The following is a 15,442-nucleotide window of genomic DNA, read 5'->3' on the forward strand; positions in this document are numbered from 1 at the left end:
ACCTTCGAAGAGAACTATAAATTCTTTGTTTGACACTATGTTAGACTTAATTGTCTCTACATCATCAGTTACGATGATTTTTTCAAGGCTATCGAGGTGTCCATCGATTTTCCGCAAAATTTCCGCAACGACTTCATTTAAACCAGTTTTTGTATCGTTCTAGAATTTATCTATCGCCTCTTGTGGGGGAATTTGGGTGCGATAAATTCATTTAACAATCAATAGAGTTTGACAAAATAATATTAATTATATTTCACATACTTTGTTTTAATTTCTTTGAATTCCAAATATATGTTTTTATCAGATGCAGGATGGAATATAATTGAATTCACGACTTATATAGATAACAGGAGGAAAATCACATATGAAGTCACCTTTTATATCTCGTATAAAGATTAAGAATTTTCGAAATTTCAAAGATATAGATATCTTACTTAGCCATAAACAAATAGTAATTGGAGAAAATAATATAGGTAAAACAAATCTTATTCGTGCATTGCAGCTTATTTTAGATCCTCGGCTAAGTGACGATGATCGACAACTTGGAGAGTCCGATTTTTTTAATGGTCTTGAAAATCCTATGGAAAACGGTGAAGAAATCGAAATTCTTATCGAAGTACAGGGATTTGAAACCAATAAAACTTTGCTTGCAGTTTTATCCGACGCCACCGTCTCCAAGGCTCCTCCGACCTTCAGACTTACATATCGTTATTATCCAGTAGAAAGAGAAGATGGCACTAAACAATATACATATAACATTTATCAAGGAGACGACGAAGCTATTCCGTTCTCCTATCGGCAAAGAAAGTATTTTAATATCAGGGTGATCAATGCTCTTCGAGATGTCGAAAGCGAAATGAGAAACTCAAAAAAGTCACCGATTACTCAACTCTTGAAAGACTATGATTTTGACAAAAATGAGTTGGAATCAATTGCTCAAAATTTAAAGTCACAAAGTAACGAATTGCTCACTATGGATGAAATCAAAGATCTAGTCTCTAATATAAACTCCCGATTTAATAAAGTTATTGGCTTTCAACCTGACACAGATCTTCACCTTGAAACAATGGATTTTGATCCTAATCGAATTTTGACATCTCTTAAACTAATGGTCGGTCAAAACAAGAGACCTACTAGTGAAACAAGCATGGGATTAACAAATATCCTCTATATTTCCCTTGTTCTACTTTCACTTGAAGACAGAACTGTTCCGAGCTATCTCAGGTTCAATCAATATTTCGATTTAATTAATCTTGATAACTCTGATATTCTTGGAGATTGTTATGAAATAACGGAAAAAGGAGGCTTTAAATTAAGAAATGAATTAACTGAAGAAAACCTTCGTTTACTGTATATTTTTATGGATGAATCAAACCCGAACCAAAAAGGATTTACATTACTCGCGTTGGAAGAGCCCGAAGCGCATTTACATCCCGCACTTCAACGTATTATTTATAAAGATGTTATGCATGGTAACGCATCCATTTTAATGACCACACACTCCCCCCACATATCATCTGTAGCACCTTTAGAATCTATTGTACATTTGCGCTGGACAACTGACGGAACCCAAGTTAAGACCGCCTCAAATACAGGATTATTGCCAAATGAAAAGCAAGATTTAGAAAGGTATTTGGATGTGAAACGAGGGGAACTTTTTTTTGGAAAAGGTGTTATTTTGGTTGAAGGAATTGCTGAGGAATATCTGATTCCTAAATTTGCGGATCTATTAAACAAACCATTGGATCAAAAAGGAATCATGGTTTGCAATATTAACTCTACAAATTTCACTCCCTATATTAAGTATTTGGACAAGCTTGGAATTCCTTATGTTTGTATTACAGACGGAGATTATTATGCTTACATCTTAGATCCAAAGAAAAACGATGGTTCCATGATCAAAAAATTCCATATTATGTCCTCTGAACATGATAACAATTTTGACTTATGTGGTTTTTTAGGAAATGAAAATGTATTAGGAATATTAACTTCTTTACAAAAAATTAAGCCCGAAGAACTCTTTGACCTAGAAGATCAAGATTTGTTGGTGTCAGAGTATGGATTCTTCGTTGGGATGTATACCTTTGAAATCGATATTATGCGTAAGTGCATGAGTAATCCTATTGCACTAGAAGTCATTTACAGTACCTTTAATGAGTTAACATCAGGTGGAGAACAGCAACAAGCAAATTTTAAATCTGAACTTGAAAATGGAAATTATTATGCGTGTTTAAGAAAAATAGAAAATAGTGATAACGGTATAGGGAAAGGCCGTTTCGCACAAAGGTTGTCGACAAAGTGCTTAAAAGTTCACATTCCTGATTACATAGAAGCGGCAATTAATCAAATTATTGAAAAAGTCGATGCATCATCATGAGCTATTATAAACAACAACTAGCCGAAATTAGAAAAGACCCTTATCAATATAAAGCATACAAATCAAATAAAAGTACAGTTGTAATTGCAGGACCTGGAAGTGGTAAAACTACGGTGCTAACACTGAAAATCATGAGTTTACTGCAAGAAAGCATTCTATTTCCGAGAGGTCTCGCTTGTGTTACATATAACAGATCAGCAGCCAAAGAATTTAATGATCGACTTCATATGTATGGCTACCAAGAAAGGAGTAATGTATTTTTAGGAACGGTCCATTCATTTTGTATTGCTGAAGTCATTAAACCTTTCGCCCATCTTTTTGATTATGGAATTCCATTACCTATAAGAATAATATCCCAAAGAGAAAAAAAACTAATTTTCAAAAAAACTATTGAATATTTGGGTTTTAAGGAGGATTCACTTTCATTTGAAGAAATGGACAAAGAACGAACACTAGGTATTACAGGTATGAGCAGAGTTACAGCCACAAGTAATAATGATGCACTTGCAGCTACTTTAGAATATGAGAAGAGAATTCATTCTTTAGGCAAAGTAGATTACATTGATATCGTAAAGTACGCTACAATTCTGATTCAGAAAGAAAAATATGTGAGGGATTGTTTAGAGGCTAAGTTTCCATGGATTCTAATTGACGAGTATCAAGACTTAGGTAAACCTTTGCATGAGATGATTCTTTCTCTTATCACCTCAACAAATATCAAGATTTTCACCGTGGGTGATCCTAACCAGTCCATTTATAGTTTCAATGGGGCAACCCCTCATTTTCTCATGGAACTATATAAAATGCCAGATATAGCTTCTTTTAAATTATTGACCAATTTCCGAAGTAATCAAGGAATAATCGATGCTTATCAATTGGCTTTACCAGCAGAAAAAATTGAGAATTACAGAGCAGGCACCAGAATTGGTGAAAAAGCAGAATTTAACTTTATCACCTGTTCAGAAGGCATCGAAGAACAATTTCACAAAGTAATTCACAAAATAGTTCCCGATTGTATTCAATCAGGGGTCGCTCTAAATGAAATCTGTGTCCTAGTTAGCAAGAATGACTATGCCAAAAGACTGAGCGAGCGTTTTCAAGAAGCCAACATCCCATATCACATTAATAAACGCAAAGATTTTGAAGTTAGCATAATTGTTACATGGCTGATTCAATGTGCTTCTTGGAGTATAGATTACAGGGCAGAATCGTTCACAAAGTTATTTGAGTTTTGGGCTCGTTTATTTATGCAGCATAAAGGATACTTAATAATTGATGATTTATCTGAAAAGAAAAAATTTTACAATGTATTACGCAAAAGTGAGTTACGCAATGAAAAGCTTTCAGATTGGCTTTGTTGGATCGAGGAACAATTGTCTCTTACCATTCTCCTAGTTGATTCTGATTCTTACCCTGATGAAGTTGAAAATTTAACTAAACTAATGGATTTAGCTACGAATGGGGAATTTAGCGATTTCTCTGTTGGAAAATTTGTACAAATATTAAAACCTGATAATCAGGTAACTATTTCAACCAGACACAGTTCAAAAGGTCTAGAATTCGAAGTTGTTATTCTTTTAGGAATGGAGGAGGACAACTTCCCTTTCTATTGGAATAGAATAAGTCCTGACCCAAACAAAATGGAAGAAGAATTTAGGGTGTTTTTTGTATGTATTAGTCGAGCAAAGAGAGCTTGCTATTTAGTACGTTCTTTGACTGAGAGAAACAAATGGGGAACGATTTTCAATAAAAAACCCTCCAGATTCTGGACAATGCTTCATGAGGTTTATGGAAAATAAGATTTACCGAATGGAAGAAGCACAGAGTCGTAGAAAACGTCAATATAAATAGAACAAGCGCCTATTACGGCGCTTGTTCTATAATAGGGTTCTAATTATTATTTGGGATTGTTAGGATTATGATTACCTTTACTGTACATTCTATTTAATCCGTCAACTTCAATTGTAGTTAACTTCAAGTTATTTTCAAGCTTATTACCAATCAGCGCTATGTCATTCATACTAACCAGCGGCTCCTTATCCTTTCTTGCTATTTCTCTCATTCCTTCTAACCGTTCAAACATATAGTCAATGTCTAATAATATTAATTCTTTTTGTTGAATAGTTACGTTTGATACAATTGGAAAACAATTTTCAATTACAGTTTTTCTTTTTAGGGAAACCTTTTCAGCGTATATTTTGTCCATTGTTCTGTACGTGAGATAAGAAATTAATAATAAACCTATAAAGTAAGCAATCATTATAGCCTTAAAGTTAATTAACGTTACACTTAAACCTATCAATACTGATGTAATTCCTAAAGCATATAAAAGAACCTTATTACTAAATTGTTCCCTTTTCTCATGAATGTACTTAATTGAAGCCTCTTTCATTAAACATTTCCCCTTAAATATTTTATATGGCTGATATCATATCATTGTATTCGATAACACATCTTTGTCAAATTCATGAAATAAAATATATTTAGTTATCCCTGAATCGTTTGATGTATCAATTGCTAATACTCTTATAAAAGATAGATGACCTTAAAAATTGTTAATTAGATTCTGTTCTTATTAATTTCATTATTAATATAAAAAAGCGTCTACTGGCGCTGAATTTATATGTTGAGTCCAGATAACTATAAGAGGTTGCCTTTTAACGCGGCGACGTTCGAATTCTTCAATGATTTCGATATGAAATTCCATGGGCTTTCTAATCACTTTGATGCATTCCAAAATAAACTATGTATCAATTAGGCGGGTAAATTCCTATATTTGAATAACCCAAAACCGTTATGGCTAGCCGTTTGTGGGATCGCAACGATTGCCTTGATTACTTTTAGCTGGATGGTATGGAGCGAAAGGATAAGGTTTGGAAGTGACGAAGAAAAGGAACATACGAGTGAGGATTCTGAAGATACAAACCGGAGTCCGAATCGAAGAGAACTGGAGTGGGATTTCGGTAGGAATCCTGTGACCACTGTGCGTCCTGCAGCATCGATTCCAAAGGGAGATCAGCATCCATCCGACCCTTTATCTAACATTCCGTCTGTGCGATCTGAATCAAGGAAAGAGGAGGATAGTTCTGGAATACCACCAGGTCCAATAGCCCCAACCGCTTTATTATCACGGGAGGAAACACCTGAGCAAGGCAAACGAAATGAGAAGCTAGCTCGAAATGTTCCTTATCTCAAAAGAAGCGATGAGGAAGAGGCAGAGTCGGAAACCATAGCGTTAAACCGAACTAGCTTTATCATTGGCCGATCGGCAGAAGTAGCTCAGTATGTAGAAAGATCGGAAGGAGCTTCTAGAGTACATGCGGAGATATCTAGGAGCCCTGGCGGATACGTACTAAAGGATCTCGACTCCAGAAATGGAACGCTTTTTCAAGGCGAAGCCATGATCCCTTACAAAGAGTACCCGCTGTCAGAGGGGACCGTATTTAAGATTGTAAAAGGAAGTTACACATTCCACATGGGATGAAGAGTACAAGCAAAGAATGTTAATTCTGCTATTTTTGGCTTTTCAAATCTTCTAAAGCGGTTTGAAGTGTGGGGAAGGTAAAGATAAAGCCATGTTCTAATGCCGCCGATGGAAGAACGCGTTGTCCTTTGAGCAAGATCTCAGACAATTCACCTACTGCTGTTTTTAACAGGATGGCGGGTAGTGGGAACCAATGCGGCCGTTTGTATACTTTGCCGATCGTTCTACCGAACTCTTCGTTCGTGACCGGATGTGGTGCAGTCGCATTAACAGGTCCGGCGATGGTGGGATTCTGAATACAAAAATCGATTAGACGGACGATATCCGTCAGGTGAATCCAGGATACCCACTGGTTTCCCGCGCCGATATTACCACCAAAGCCCAGTAAATAAGGTAGCTTCATTTTTGGGAAAGCACCGCTTTCATTGCCGAGCACAACCCCAGTACGCAACTTGATCCTACGGATATTCTTGTATGCTTCATCTGAAGCTTCTTCCCATGTCTTAACCACGTCAGAAGGGAAGTCCATGACATGGGCTGGTGATGATTCATTAAAGGTATCTTGCAAAGAGGTTCCGTAAATAGCTACAGCGGACGCCTGAATGACTACAGGAGGTTTGTGTTTCAAACGGTCGAGTAGCTTAGCAGCAGCGGAAACGGTTGCAAGACGGGATTGCATGATTGCCTTTTTACCACTTGGACTCCAACGTTGGCTAAGAGAAGCGCCAGCAAGATTGACCAAGGCATCAGCATTTTCTATGGGTGCTTGATCATTGTTAAGGCTGTCCCATGTGTGGTAACTCAGCTTAGGATGATATGGCGCAGCTTTAGGTAGATTGCGACCGACGATTGCAACTTCATTGCCTGCTAGTAGCCAGTATTTTGCTAGTTCGCTGCCAATAAAACCGGTGCCGCCACATATCACATATTTCATAAGGTGGGCCTCCGTTCTGAACGCGACATTTGATTAGCAATCACTTAAACAAATGCTGGTAAGCAGAGTAGTCGATTTTATTCTTTTCAAGAAAATTGACGAGGAAACGATTGTCACGCCGTGGTGTGGCGACTATGTAACCTTTAATGCAGTGATCACGAGTAACCTCTTTTGCATTACTTTCCACAGCGATCTTACCGATCTCGGCAGCAATGGAATGTTTGGCGATATCGCGAAAAGGGCTAGGCACAGGCTGAACAAGCTGGTCTAAGAAAGCTTTTGATTCATCACTCCAGAGTGAACGACTGCGTTCTACCCAGTAATTTTGCCAGTCCAGCTTTGATTTTCCATCAGCTTTTGGCAACACCTTTAGGAATTTCCGGAACATAAAAAAACCGCCGATACACATGGAACCCAGCAGCATAAATGTCCAGAAAGCGATAGAGTTCATGAACCAATTGCTCGGTGTTGCGGATAATAAACCAAGTCCTGATTGGATAGACATGCATGCACCACCTTTTGGCAATGAGTATTCTCACATAATTTAATCTCATATTAAAGTATAGCTTATTTCCAAAGTTTTGCGAAGCAGAACCCAGCATATTGACCTTGTCTAGATTTATTTTTCTGATCACGGTAGAATAGGGGGTAATTCGTGAAGGAAAGAGGGAAGAAGTATGCTGAAAATAGGTTCACACGTGTCTTGCTCGGACAAGGGTCTTTTGACCGCAGCAAATGAAGCAAATGAGTATGGTTCCAGCTCATTTATGATATATACAGGAGCGCCACAGAACACGCGCCGCAAGCCGATTGATGCCATGTATCCGGTTGAAGGAAAGCAAGCAATGAAAGAAAACGGTGTGGAGGAGATTGTCGTCCACGCACCTTACATTATTAATCTCGCTTCCTATAAAGAGAACACGTATCAGTTGGCCGTTGATTTCTTACAAGAGGAAATCCGCCGTACGCACGCACTTGAGGTCAAGCATATCGTATTACATCCAGGTGCATTCACTGATAAGGATGCAGAATACGGCATTCAGCGGATTGCAGATGGCCTTAATGAGGTTCTTGGGGGAACTAATGAAACGGAAGTTCATATCGCCCTAGAAACTATGGCTGGTAAGGGAACAGAGATCGGGCGCAGCTTCGAGGAGATTGCTTCTATTATTGATAAGGTTGAACATAACGAGCGTTTATCCGTATGTCTTGATACTTGTCACATTCATGATGCTGGCTATGATATCGTTAATGATTTGGATGGCGTTCTAAACAAGTTTGATGAGATTATCGGCTTGAATCGTCTTGGGGTTATCCATATCAATGACAGCAAAAATCCATGTGGAGCAGGTAAAGACCGTCACACTCCAATTGGTTCGGGTTGGATCGGTTTTGATACGATTAACAAAATCGTACATCATAAGAAATTGACAGGTCTGCCATTCATTCTTGAGACGCCATGGGTTGGTAAAGATGCGAAGAAACAGCGTCCGATGTATGAGGTAGAGATTGCTTTGCTCCGTGGTAACGTAGCGGAACGATTTGGACCGGAGTTTATAGAGGATGTTGAAAAACTGCGTGATTTTTTTGCTAATAAGGAGATCGATTCCCGTCAATTTATGCTTAATGTCTGGGAGATGCTGAAGAACGATGCCAAGGCTAAAAAAGCTGATCCACGTGAACCGCTGGAGCGTCTATATGATGAAGTCATCGCTGCCGAGCTGTTCCCGCAATTGAGCGAGGAAGCCATTAATCATCGCTTGATTGCATGGTTAGCAGGCAAGTAAGTGCTCGTTCACGCATAAGTTAGACTTCAGATTGCACATGTAGATGAGAGGATGGGATGAGGATCATGGAATTACACGTAAAAAGAAACAATTCGTCAGGTGTTGAGTCTTATTCCAACCGGGCGCGTATGCTCATTTCTTGTCCTGACGGACCGGGAATCGTGGCGGCTGTATCACACTTTCTGTATCAGCATGGCGCGAATATTGTGCAATCGGATCAGTACACAATGGATCCAGATGGCGGAATGTTCTTCATGAGAGTTGAGTTTGACCTTCCCGAATTAGGAGATCGTCTGGAAGAGATCCGTTCTTTGTTCGGCGGGGTGGCTGAACGTTTCAAGATGAACTGGAAAATTTTCAATGTTCGTCATAAGAAAAGATTAGCCATATTTGTCTCTAAAGAAGACCATTGTCTTGTGGAGCTGCTCTGGCAGTGGCAAGCTGGTGATCTAGAAGCTGACATCGCTCTCGTCGTGAGCAACCATTTTGATATGAAATCGTATGTCGAGTCCTTCGGCATTCCTTTTCACCATATTCCAGTTACAGCTGATACTAAGGCTGAGGCGGAAAAACGTCAGCTTGAGGTCATCGGAGACGACATTGATGTTATAATTCTGGCTCGGTATATGCAGATTATCTCTCCGTCGTTTATTGAGCACTATCGCCACCAAATTATTAATATTCATCACTCCTTCCTGCCGGCCTTTATTGGCGGTAATCCTTACGCTCAAGCGTACCAACGCGGGGTAAAGATTATTGGAGCAACTGCTCACTATGTTACAGAAGAGCTTGATGGTGGCCCGATTATTGAACAGGATGTACAGCGGGTTAGTCACGGTGATGATGTCATCGAGCTGAAGCGGATTGGACGCACCATTGAGCGGGTTGTTCTGGCTCGTGCGGTGAAGTGGCATATCGAAGACCGGATCCTCGTCCATCAAAATAAGACCGTAGTGTTTAAATAAAAGGTTATTTTCCGGTGAGAGCCTATGGTATGAACCTGAGCGCTTTTACCGGAACTCTATAATCTAATAGCTCTCTAAATCTCTACAGGTAAAAAAGCATATAACATGTAAATGAGGATAAACCCTTGATATATAAGGGGTTTATCCTCATTTATTGTGATTTGGGTAACATTTGGGTAACAAAAAGTATTTTTATAGTTCTCTGAGCATCTCAGCAAACTTAGTTGATGCTTCTTTTTTCTTCGGTTTCGTCACATGCCAATATACATTTTTTGTAGTAGCATCGTCCTCGTGTCCGAGCCTGTCCATGATCTCTTGTAAACCAATCCCAAGTTCAGCCAAAAGCGATACATGCGTGTGTCTGAATTTGTGAGGAGTTATACTTGGATTCAGGTTAGTTATTTTCAATAACCTCTTCGTTCTGTATTCAACTTGACCTACATATTCAGGGTAACCGTAATTTGAGATCATTTTGGCAATAACAAAGTCTTTATCATGATAAGTATTGCGATGCCTCATTCTTACCTCGTTTTGTCGAGCTCGATGTTCTTCTAATACTTTTATCAGATCCTCATCAATTTCAATGATCCGATTGGACCTTTTCGTTTTAGGTGTGAGCAATTCATATTCCTTAACATGCTTGTTATCACTATAAATAGTCTTGGTTATGCTTATCCGATGTTCCTCGAAATCAATGTCTTTCCACTTCAATGCACACAGTTCACCCACTCGCATACCTGTGTATGCCAGCATCATGAAGATAACATAATCTCTTTCAAGTCCTTTTGTTTTGGCAGCATCTAAAAATAACGCAAGTTCTTCTTTTTCTAGATAATTTATTGTTTCTTTCTTACGCTCTAAATCTTCAACTGTTTCCCTTGTCTTGGGGATATAGGAATATAGCGTAGGATCAGTCTTAATCACTGATTTTTCCATGGCCCATTTAAATATTAGTTTACCTGTGTTTTGTATTCCTACCAAAGTCTTGTTGGCTAACCCTTCTGCATGCAATTCGTTCAGCGCATTTTGATAAGTGGATAAGTTTATATCTTTCATCTTCAGATATTGGAGATAGGGAAGCAAATTTTTAATTGCATATTTGCGCATTCTAATTGTTCCTGGCTTTACTTTCCCAGTGGATTGATAGTAATTGTACCAGTTATCCGCAAATTCCATAAACGAAGTGTTTGGTTCTTCTACGAACGTTCCTTGTTGAAGTTCTACCAGCATAATGGCTGCAGCTGCTTCAGCATCACCCTTCGTATCAAATCCACCTTTTTTCTTTTGCTTACGCTTTCCCGTTTGAGGATGTATACCTACATCAATAATAAAAGACCACTTCGCGCCGCACCCACATTTTTTCTTTTGTTTACCAGGACACTTACAATGTGGCTTATAAAAATGACCTTTCACTAGGATCACTCCTTCACTCTCTCTATGTCTGTATTGTAGGGGAGGGGTAACAAAAAGACCATACTTGATTAATGGTGTTCTATTTATGAGTGTAATCTACTGTATTATGTAAAACTTATGTATAAAATCAATTTCAAGCATTTTTATTCAATTTTTTACCGCTATTAATTACTAATATATCCATGGTAAAATTTGCTCATAAAGGAAGGAGGTATGATGAGAAGTACGCGACTTGTTGTACTTTTTCACGGGTCGGAGCAGCTTACGCCACTCAAGCCTACTCACGTACAATTTCATAGAGATCATCCATCGAACATTTCACGGCTTTGGAAATTGTCATTGCTGTAGACAATGACATGATTCTTCGATTGGTTACATAATCCGAGATTTGCGACTTACTTATACCAGTCACATCACTTAACCATTGCTGTGATTTACCGATTTCTCTGAGCCTTCGCGCGAGTAGGCATCGACCTGGATAGTAACCCATGATCGCGCCTCGCAATTCTTACAATTATTTACCTTGATTAAGAACGTTTGTTCGCTTATTATTGACTTACTAAAACATCAAGAGAACGGAGCCATGCTATGTCTGACGATGATATTAACAAAATGATACTTGAGGCGAGCAAGAAAGAGCTCACATCACTTATCGAGGTAGCTAAGTCAGCCTGTATGCACGCTTTAAAAGAAGCAATAACTAATCATTTAGAACTAATCGAAAATTAATAGTTATGCTGGGCGCCCAGCTGTCTAATCATTTTTAAATGTCTTCAATAGATCTTCAATAATCTTTCTTTTATCTTCAGGTAGTTTTAGTATTTCTTCCGCTATTTTCAACTTTGACTCATGTATTTCATCTTGTTTTGATTTTTTCTTATTACTAGACTTCGTTAAATCATCGATGTAAATTTCATATAACTCAGAAATTTTATTCAGCATTTCCAAATCAGGTTCTCTCGTTCCATACTCCCAATTTGCATATGTGCTGCTTCTCTTCAATCCGAGTTTCTTGGCCACAAATACTTGAGACCATCCTCTTTTTTCGCGTTCTTCTCTTAGGCGATCCCCTAAAATAGACATTACGCACCTCCCAATTCTATATATTATCACCATTACACAAAAATAATAATTAATTACACTATAAGTGTCTTGACTTACACGTTATGAGTATGTATTATTTAGTTATGAGTTACACGAAACGAGTAAGGTGGTGATGAAATGAGACACAAACTTAGACAGTTAAGAGTAGATCGTGGAATAAGCCAAACGTTCCTTGCAAAAAAACTGGGTTTCAAATACTCAAGTGGATACAGCAATATTGAATATGGAACTAATAGATTAAGTTATGAATACGCAGTGATAATTGCTGATGCCTTATGTGTAGATGTAAAAGAGTTAAATGAAGAAAACACGAGTTTTTTTGAAGAAAAGTTACACATAACGTGTAATAAACAATCAGCTTAATTTCAATCCATATATACAATTCAATTTTTCACAACCTATTTCCTGCAAAATAACTTACACAGGAGGCACATTATGAAATCAACAAATATTGAGGATCTACCACAAGTATTAACAGCCCAGCATATTGCAGACTACCTTACCTTAGCACGAAACACGGTGTATGAACTGTTTAAACTACCGCCAGATCGTGGTGGAATACCGAATTTCAAAGTTGGAAAATCTCGCAGAGTTGTTAAGACGGATTTCATCGGCTGGATCCAATCTCAGCGTCAGCAGCAGGATAAAGTAGCTCAACGCCGCATCAACTACATTGAAACTGGAGTACGTTCCATTTCATAAGGAGGACAACATGGAAAAGAAAAATATCGAGCAATTTCAGAGAGTAAAACTAAATGTTAACAACTTATCCCCAGAATTGATACTGCGAATGAGTAATGAAGTAGAACAGGCGAAGTTAAAGGAGGAGAAGAAAGTTGGCTAAAAAACTCGATGATATCACAAACCGCAGGCTGACAGTAATTCCATTTAAACGACCGGACAAGCCCAAGCAAACACGCATCTTCACACCAACTTGCGGATGCGGCGCCGAAGCAGAGTGGGAGGTATACGACACCTTACAGCCACATTGTACACGTCACAAGAACGAAGCTATGACCAGCACGATCAAACCATTCGTGAGACCGATCGGAGGGTTTGACGATGCAAGCTAACACAGACCCACGTTACCCAGAGTTGATGCAATTCATGGTTGATACCAAATGCGGCCGACATTTCCAACGAGCAGCAGTTAACTACGAAAACTTACTACGTGATCTGCAGGATAAGGGATTAGTTGCCACATTCATCATGGAACTGAGTGAATATGAGGCTGAAATAGCCGCAAAAGAAGCGCAAGAGGAATTGATCTACCAATGGACATTGGAGTTAGAAAGAGAGCTGAAAGAATCTGCTTAAAACGGTACTGGACATTATTGAACATTACGGGAAGGGAGGAAAGGAGGATGGCAGAACCGATAGAACCGACAGACCCATGGACGTTCATAATCCTGGCGAAGATGGCGAAGGAGAGAGGTAAGTTGACTGGTCCTTTGTATTGTGTGTACGCACTTAATTACATTTATGCCAAAAGACGCATAGAAGCAGCCACTGCAATGGCTGCCCGGGAAAAGCTATTCGAAAATTAAATGTACGTCCATTTTAGCACGAATTAGGGAGGAATGACAGATGCAAGCGATTCGTTTAGTAGGCACAAAGGACATGGAGCATGATGAGTGGTTAGAGTGGCGGCGTAGTGGTATTGGCGGTTCAGACGTAGCTGCTATCTGTGGTCTAAGCCGTTATAAATCAGCTTTGGAAGTCTACTTAGACAAAATCGGAGAGATTCCACCTATCGCAGACAATCCAAAAATGAAGGCTGGACGCATCCTTGAACCAGTTGTAGCTGATTGGTTCGAAGAAGAAACCGGGATACGTGTTCAAAAACAGAATTACATCTTTCAACACAAAGACCATCCTTGCATGCTTGCAAACATTGACCGTTGGGTTCCAGGAGAGAATGCCGGGCTTGAAATAAAAAACACTGGAGAATATTCGCGAAATCACTGGTTCGACGGTAATACAGAAGTTATTCCGACAGAATATCAATTACAGGCTAATCACTATATGGCTGTTACTGGCGCGGACAAGTGGTATGTAGCTGTACTAATCGGAGGATGGGACTTTCAGTGGCGAGTGATTGAACGTGATGAAAACCTGATTAACAGCCTGATCACAATCGAAGAAAACTTTTGGAACGATCATGTGATAGCGAGAGCGCTACCAGAAGTTAAAGCACAGGACACTAACTTGATGAATTATATGTTCCCTCGTAGCGCCTCTACAAGTGTCAATATAAGCGAAGTCTACTATGACCTTGTAAACAGACTACTTGTTACGAAGACAGCCTTAAAACAGGCAGAGGAAGACCATGAGGACGTGAAAAACAAAGTTAAGCAGTTGATGGGTGAAAATGAGCTAGCCATATGGAAAGATGAAAAACTTTGTTCTTGGAAAACAAACGCACGCGGTAGTCGCGTATTCAAAATATTAGGAGGAAATTAACAATGAATATGGTAAAAGCACCAACGAATCAAAGTGGATTAGCAGGAACGTTAGGACAAATAGCTACAGGAGCTCCAACCAAAGGGAAAACCATCAATGACCTATTCGAACAAATGAAGCCAGCTATTGCACAGGCTATCCCTAAACACTTAACTCCTGATCGTCTCCTTCGAATCGCTACAACAAGTATTCGTACTAACCCTAAACTAAAGGTCTGCTCACCTGAGAGCCTTCTAGGAGCCGTTATGCAGTGTGCTCAGCTAGGGCTTGAACCTTCTATCTTGGGTCACGCATACCTCATTCCATATAAGAACAAAGGCGTAGACGAATGCCAGTTTCAGATTGGATATAAAGGTCTGATCGAATTAGCACGCCGTACCGGACAGATCAGCAGCATCATGGCACAGGCTGTTCACCAGAATGATGAATTTGAATATGAGTACGGAATTAATGAGAAGTTGAAACACGTTCCTGCAGATGGTGATCGTGGAGCCGTAGTGAAGTATTACTCTTATGCCAAGTTCAAGGATGGCGGTTACTCCTTCATGGTCATGAGCAGACAGGACATCGTGATCCACCGGGATAAATTCAGTAAGGCTAAGAACTTCGGGCCATGGGTAGACCACTTTGACGAGATGGCTAAGAAGACAGTTCTTAAATCTCTAATGAAATATATGCCGATTAGTGTTGAATTCCAACGTGCTGTAGATCAGGATGAAACAACAAAATACTTCGATTCTTCAGCAGAAAATATGAGCGAAATTGTGGACGTGACAGATTGGAAAGATGTTACTGAGGAAACGACAGAGACCACGGTTGATCCTAATCAAGGCGAGCTACCCTTCTAACAGAGGGTAGTAGTTATCGGAGTTTACAAAGCCACCCACGCGCGCGTGGAGTTATAAGGAGAAAGCA

General features: G+C 39.3%; 20 protein-coding genes. 14 read left to right on the plus strand and 6 right to left on the minus strand.

Features of this window, described 5'->3' with window-relative positions; all coding sequences use genetic code 11:
• The first annotated feature begins 364 nt into the window (after positions 1 to 364).
• Together MKX35_RS27790 and MKX35_RS27795 are read left to right on the plus strand one after the other, a co-directional pair.
• Positions 365 to 2,377, plus strand: coding sequence for an ATP-dependent nuclease (locus tag MKX35_RS27790; RefSeq protein WP_076298344.1), 2,013 nt, complete (start codon positions 365 to 367; stop codon positions 2,375 to 2,377).
• Complete coding sequence (locus MKX35_RS27795; RefSeq protein ID WP_076298343.1) at positions 2,374 to 4,176, plus strand: ATP-dependent helicase; 1,803 nt, start codon at positions 2,374 to 2,376, stop codon at positions 4,174 to 4,176. Before MKX35_RS27790 ends, MKX35_RS27795 begins: the two co-directional genes overlap by 4 nt.
• A gap of 98 nt (positions 4,177 to 4,274) precedes the next feature.
• On the opposite strand, the gene MKX35_RS27800 is transcribed toward MKX35_RS27795, so the two are convergent.
• A complete protein-coding gene (locus MKX35_RS27800) occupies positions 4,275 to 4,769 on the minus strand; it encodes a hypothetical protein (protein WP_076298342.1) in 495 nt (164 codons plus the stop codon).
• Between the two features lie 384 nt (positions 4,770 to 5,153).
• Here MKX35_RS27800 and MKX35_RS27805 point away from each other — a divergent pair, with 384 nt between their 5' ends.
• Positions 5,154 to 5,861 carry an FHA domain-containing protein gene (locus tag MKX35_RS27805; protein ID WP_076298341.1) on the plus strand — a complete coding sequence of 236 codons (708 nt, stop codon included), beginning with the start codon at positions 5,154 to 5,156 and terminating at the stop codon, positions 5,859 to 5,861.
• A 28-nt stretch (positions 5,862 to 5,889) separates the two neighbouring features.
• Here the strand turns inward: MKX35_RS27805 and MKX35_RS27810 are convergent, their stop codons facing one another.
• A complete protein-coding gene (locus MKX35_RS27810; protein ID WP_076298340.1) occupies positions 5,890 to 6,795 on the minus strand; it encodes a TIGR01777 family oxidoreductase in 906 nt (301 codons plus the stop codon).
• Between the two features lie 40 nt (positions 6,796 to 6,835).
• The gene (locus tag MKX35_RS27815; RefSeq protein WP_042124904.1) at positions 6,836 to 7,300 is read right to left on the minus strand and encodes a DUF2621 domain-containing protein; all 465 of its coding nucleotides are present in this window, start codon (positions 7,298 to 7,300) and stop codon (positions 6,836 to 6,838) included.
• A 172-nt stretch (positions 7,301 to 7,472) separates the two neighbouring features.
• Between MKX35_RS27815 and MKX35_RS27820 the strand changes: the two genes are divergently transcribed.
• Both MKX35_RS27820 and purU read left to right on the plus strand, forming a co-directional pair.
• Positions 7,473 to 8,582, plus strand: a complete 1,110-nt coding sequence (locus MKX35_RS27820) for a deoxyribonuclease IV (protein WP_076298339.1) — start codon at positions 7,473 to 7,475, stop codon at positions 8,580 to 8,582.
• Between the two features lie 65 nt (positions 8,583 to 8,647).
• Complete coding sequence (gene purU, locus MKX35_RS27825; RefSeq protein WP_076298338.1) at positions 8,648 to 9,547, plus strand: formyltetrahydrofolate deformylase; 900 nt, start codon at positions 8,648 to 8,650, stop codon at positions 9,545 to 9,547.
• Between the two features lie 192 nt (positions 9,548 to 9,739).
• Here the strand turns inward: purU and MKX35_RS27830 are convergent, their stop codons facing one another.
• Positions 9,740 to 10,960: a tyrosine-type recombinase/integrase gene (locus tag MKX35_RS27830; protein WP_076298337.1), complete on the minus strand. Its 1,221-nt coding sequence runs from the start codon at positions 10,958 to 10,960 to the stop codon at positions 9,740 to 9,742.
• A 277-nt stretch (positions 10,961 to 11,237) separates the two neighbouring features.
• A complete protein-coding gene (locus MKX35_RS27835; RefSeq protein WP_076298336.1) occupies positions 11,238 to 11,450 on the minus strand; it encodes a helix-turn-helix transcriptional regulator in 213 nt (70 codons plus the stop codon).
• A 98-nt stretch (positions 11,451 to 11,548) separates the two neighbouring features.
• Here MKX35_RS27835 and MKX35_RS27840 point away from each other — a divergent pair, with 98 nt between their 5' ends.
• Positions 11,549 to 11,689: a hypothetical protein gene (locus tag MKX35_RS27840; RefSeq protein WP_179086643.1), complete on the plus strand. Its 141-nt coding sequence runs from the start codon at positions 11,549 to 11,551 to the stop codon at positions 11,687 to 11,689.
• A 24-nt stretch (positions 11,690 to 11,713) separates the two neighbouring features.
• Here MKX35_RS27840 and MKX35_RS27845 read toward each other — a convergent pair whose 3' ends face one another.
• A complete protein-coding gene (locus MKX35_RS27845; protein WP_076219304.1) occupies positions 11,714 to 12,043 on the minus strand; it encodes a helix-turn-helix domain-containing protein in 330 nt (109 codons plus the stop codon).
• 138 nt (positions 12,044 to 12,181) lie between these two features.
• Here MKX35_RS27845 and MKX35_RS27850 point away from each other — a divergent pair, with 138 nt between their 5' ends.
• The 8 genes from MKX35_RS27850 to recT all read left to right on the plus strand — a co-directional run bounded on the left by MKX35_RS27850 (position 12,182) and on the right by recT (position 15,375).
• Positions 12,182 to 12,427 (plus strand): helix-turn-helix domain-containing protein, encoded by a 246-nt coding sequence (locus tag MKX35_RS27850; RefSeq protein WP_076298335.1) that lies wholly within the window; start codon positions 12,182 to 12,184, stop codon positions 12,425 to 12,427.
• Between the two features lie 72 nt (positions 12,428 to 12,499).
• Complete coding sequence (locus MKX35_RS27855; protein WP_076298334.1) at positions 12,500 to 12,766, plus strand: helix-turn-helix domain-containing protein; 267 nt, start codon at positions 12,500 to 12,502, stop codon at positions 12,764 to 12,766.
• Between the two features lie 10 nt (positions 12,767 to 12,776).
• The gene (locus tag MKX35_RS27860) at positions 12,777 to 12,908 is read left to right on the plus strand and encodes a hypothetical protein (protein ID WP_256716207.1); all 132 of its coding nucleotides are present in this window, start codon (positions 12,777 to 12,779) and stop codon (positions 12,906 to 12,908) included.
• Positions 12,901 to 13,137: a hypothetical protein gene (locus tag MKX35_RS27865; protein ID WP_076298333.1), complete on the plus strand. Its 237-nt coding sequence runs from the start codon at positions 12,901 to 12,903 to the stop codon at positions 13,135 to 13,137. Before MKX35_RS27860 ends, MKX35_RS27865 begins: the two co-directional genes overlap by 8 nt.
• The gene (locus tag MKX35_RS27870; RefSeq protein ID WP_076298332.1) at positions 13,127 to 13,381 is read left to right on the plus strand and encodes a hypothetical protein; all 255 of its coding nucleotides are present in this window, start codon (positions 13,127 to 13,129) and stop codon (positions 13,379 to 13,381) included. The genes MKX35_RS27865 and MKX35_RS27870 overlap by 11 nt, the downstream gene beginning before the upstream one ends.
• Before the next feature lie 47 nt (positions 13,382 to 13,428).
• Positions 13,429 to 13,611, plus strand: coding sequence for a hypothetical protein (locus tag MKX35_RS27875; protein WP_076298331.1), 183 nt, complete (start codon positions 13,429 to 13,431; stop codon positions 13,609 to 13,611).
• A 40-nt stretch (positions 13,612 to 13,651) separates the two neighbouring features.
• A complete protein-coding gene (locus MKX35_RS27880; RefSeq protein ID WP_076298330.1) occupies positions 13,652 to 14,527 on the plus strand; it encodes a YqaJ viral recombinase family nuclease in 876 nt (291 codons plus the stop codon).
• Positions 14,528 to 14,529: 2 nt separating this feature from the next.
• A complete protein-coding gene (gene recT, locus MKX35_RS27885; protein WP_256716206.1) occupies positions 14,530 to 15,375 on the plus strand; it encodes a recombination protein RecT in 846 nt (281 codons plus the stop codon).
• The last annotated feature ends 67 nt before the right edge of the window (positions 15,376 to 15,442 follow it).

Source organism: Paenibacillus sp. FSL R5-0923 (assembly GCF_038009145.1).
In the GTDB taxonomy this organism is placed as follows: Bacteria; Bacillota; Bacilli; order Paenibacillales; family Paenibacillaceae; genus Paenibacillus_AQ.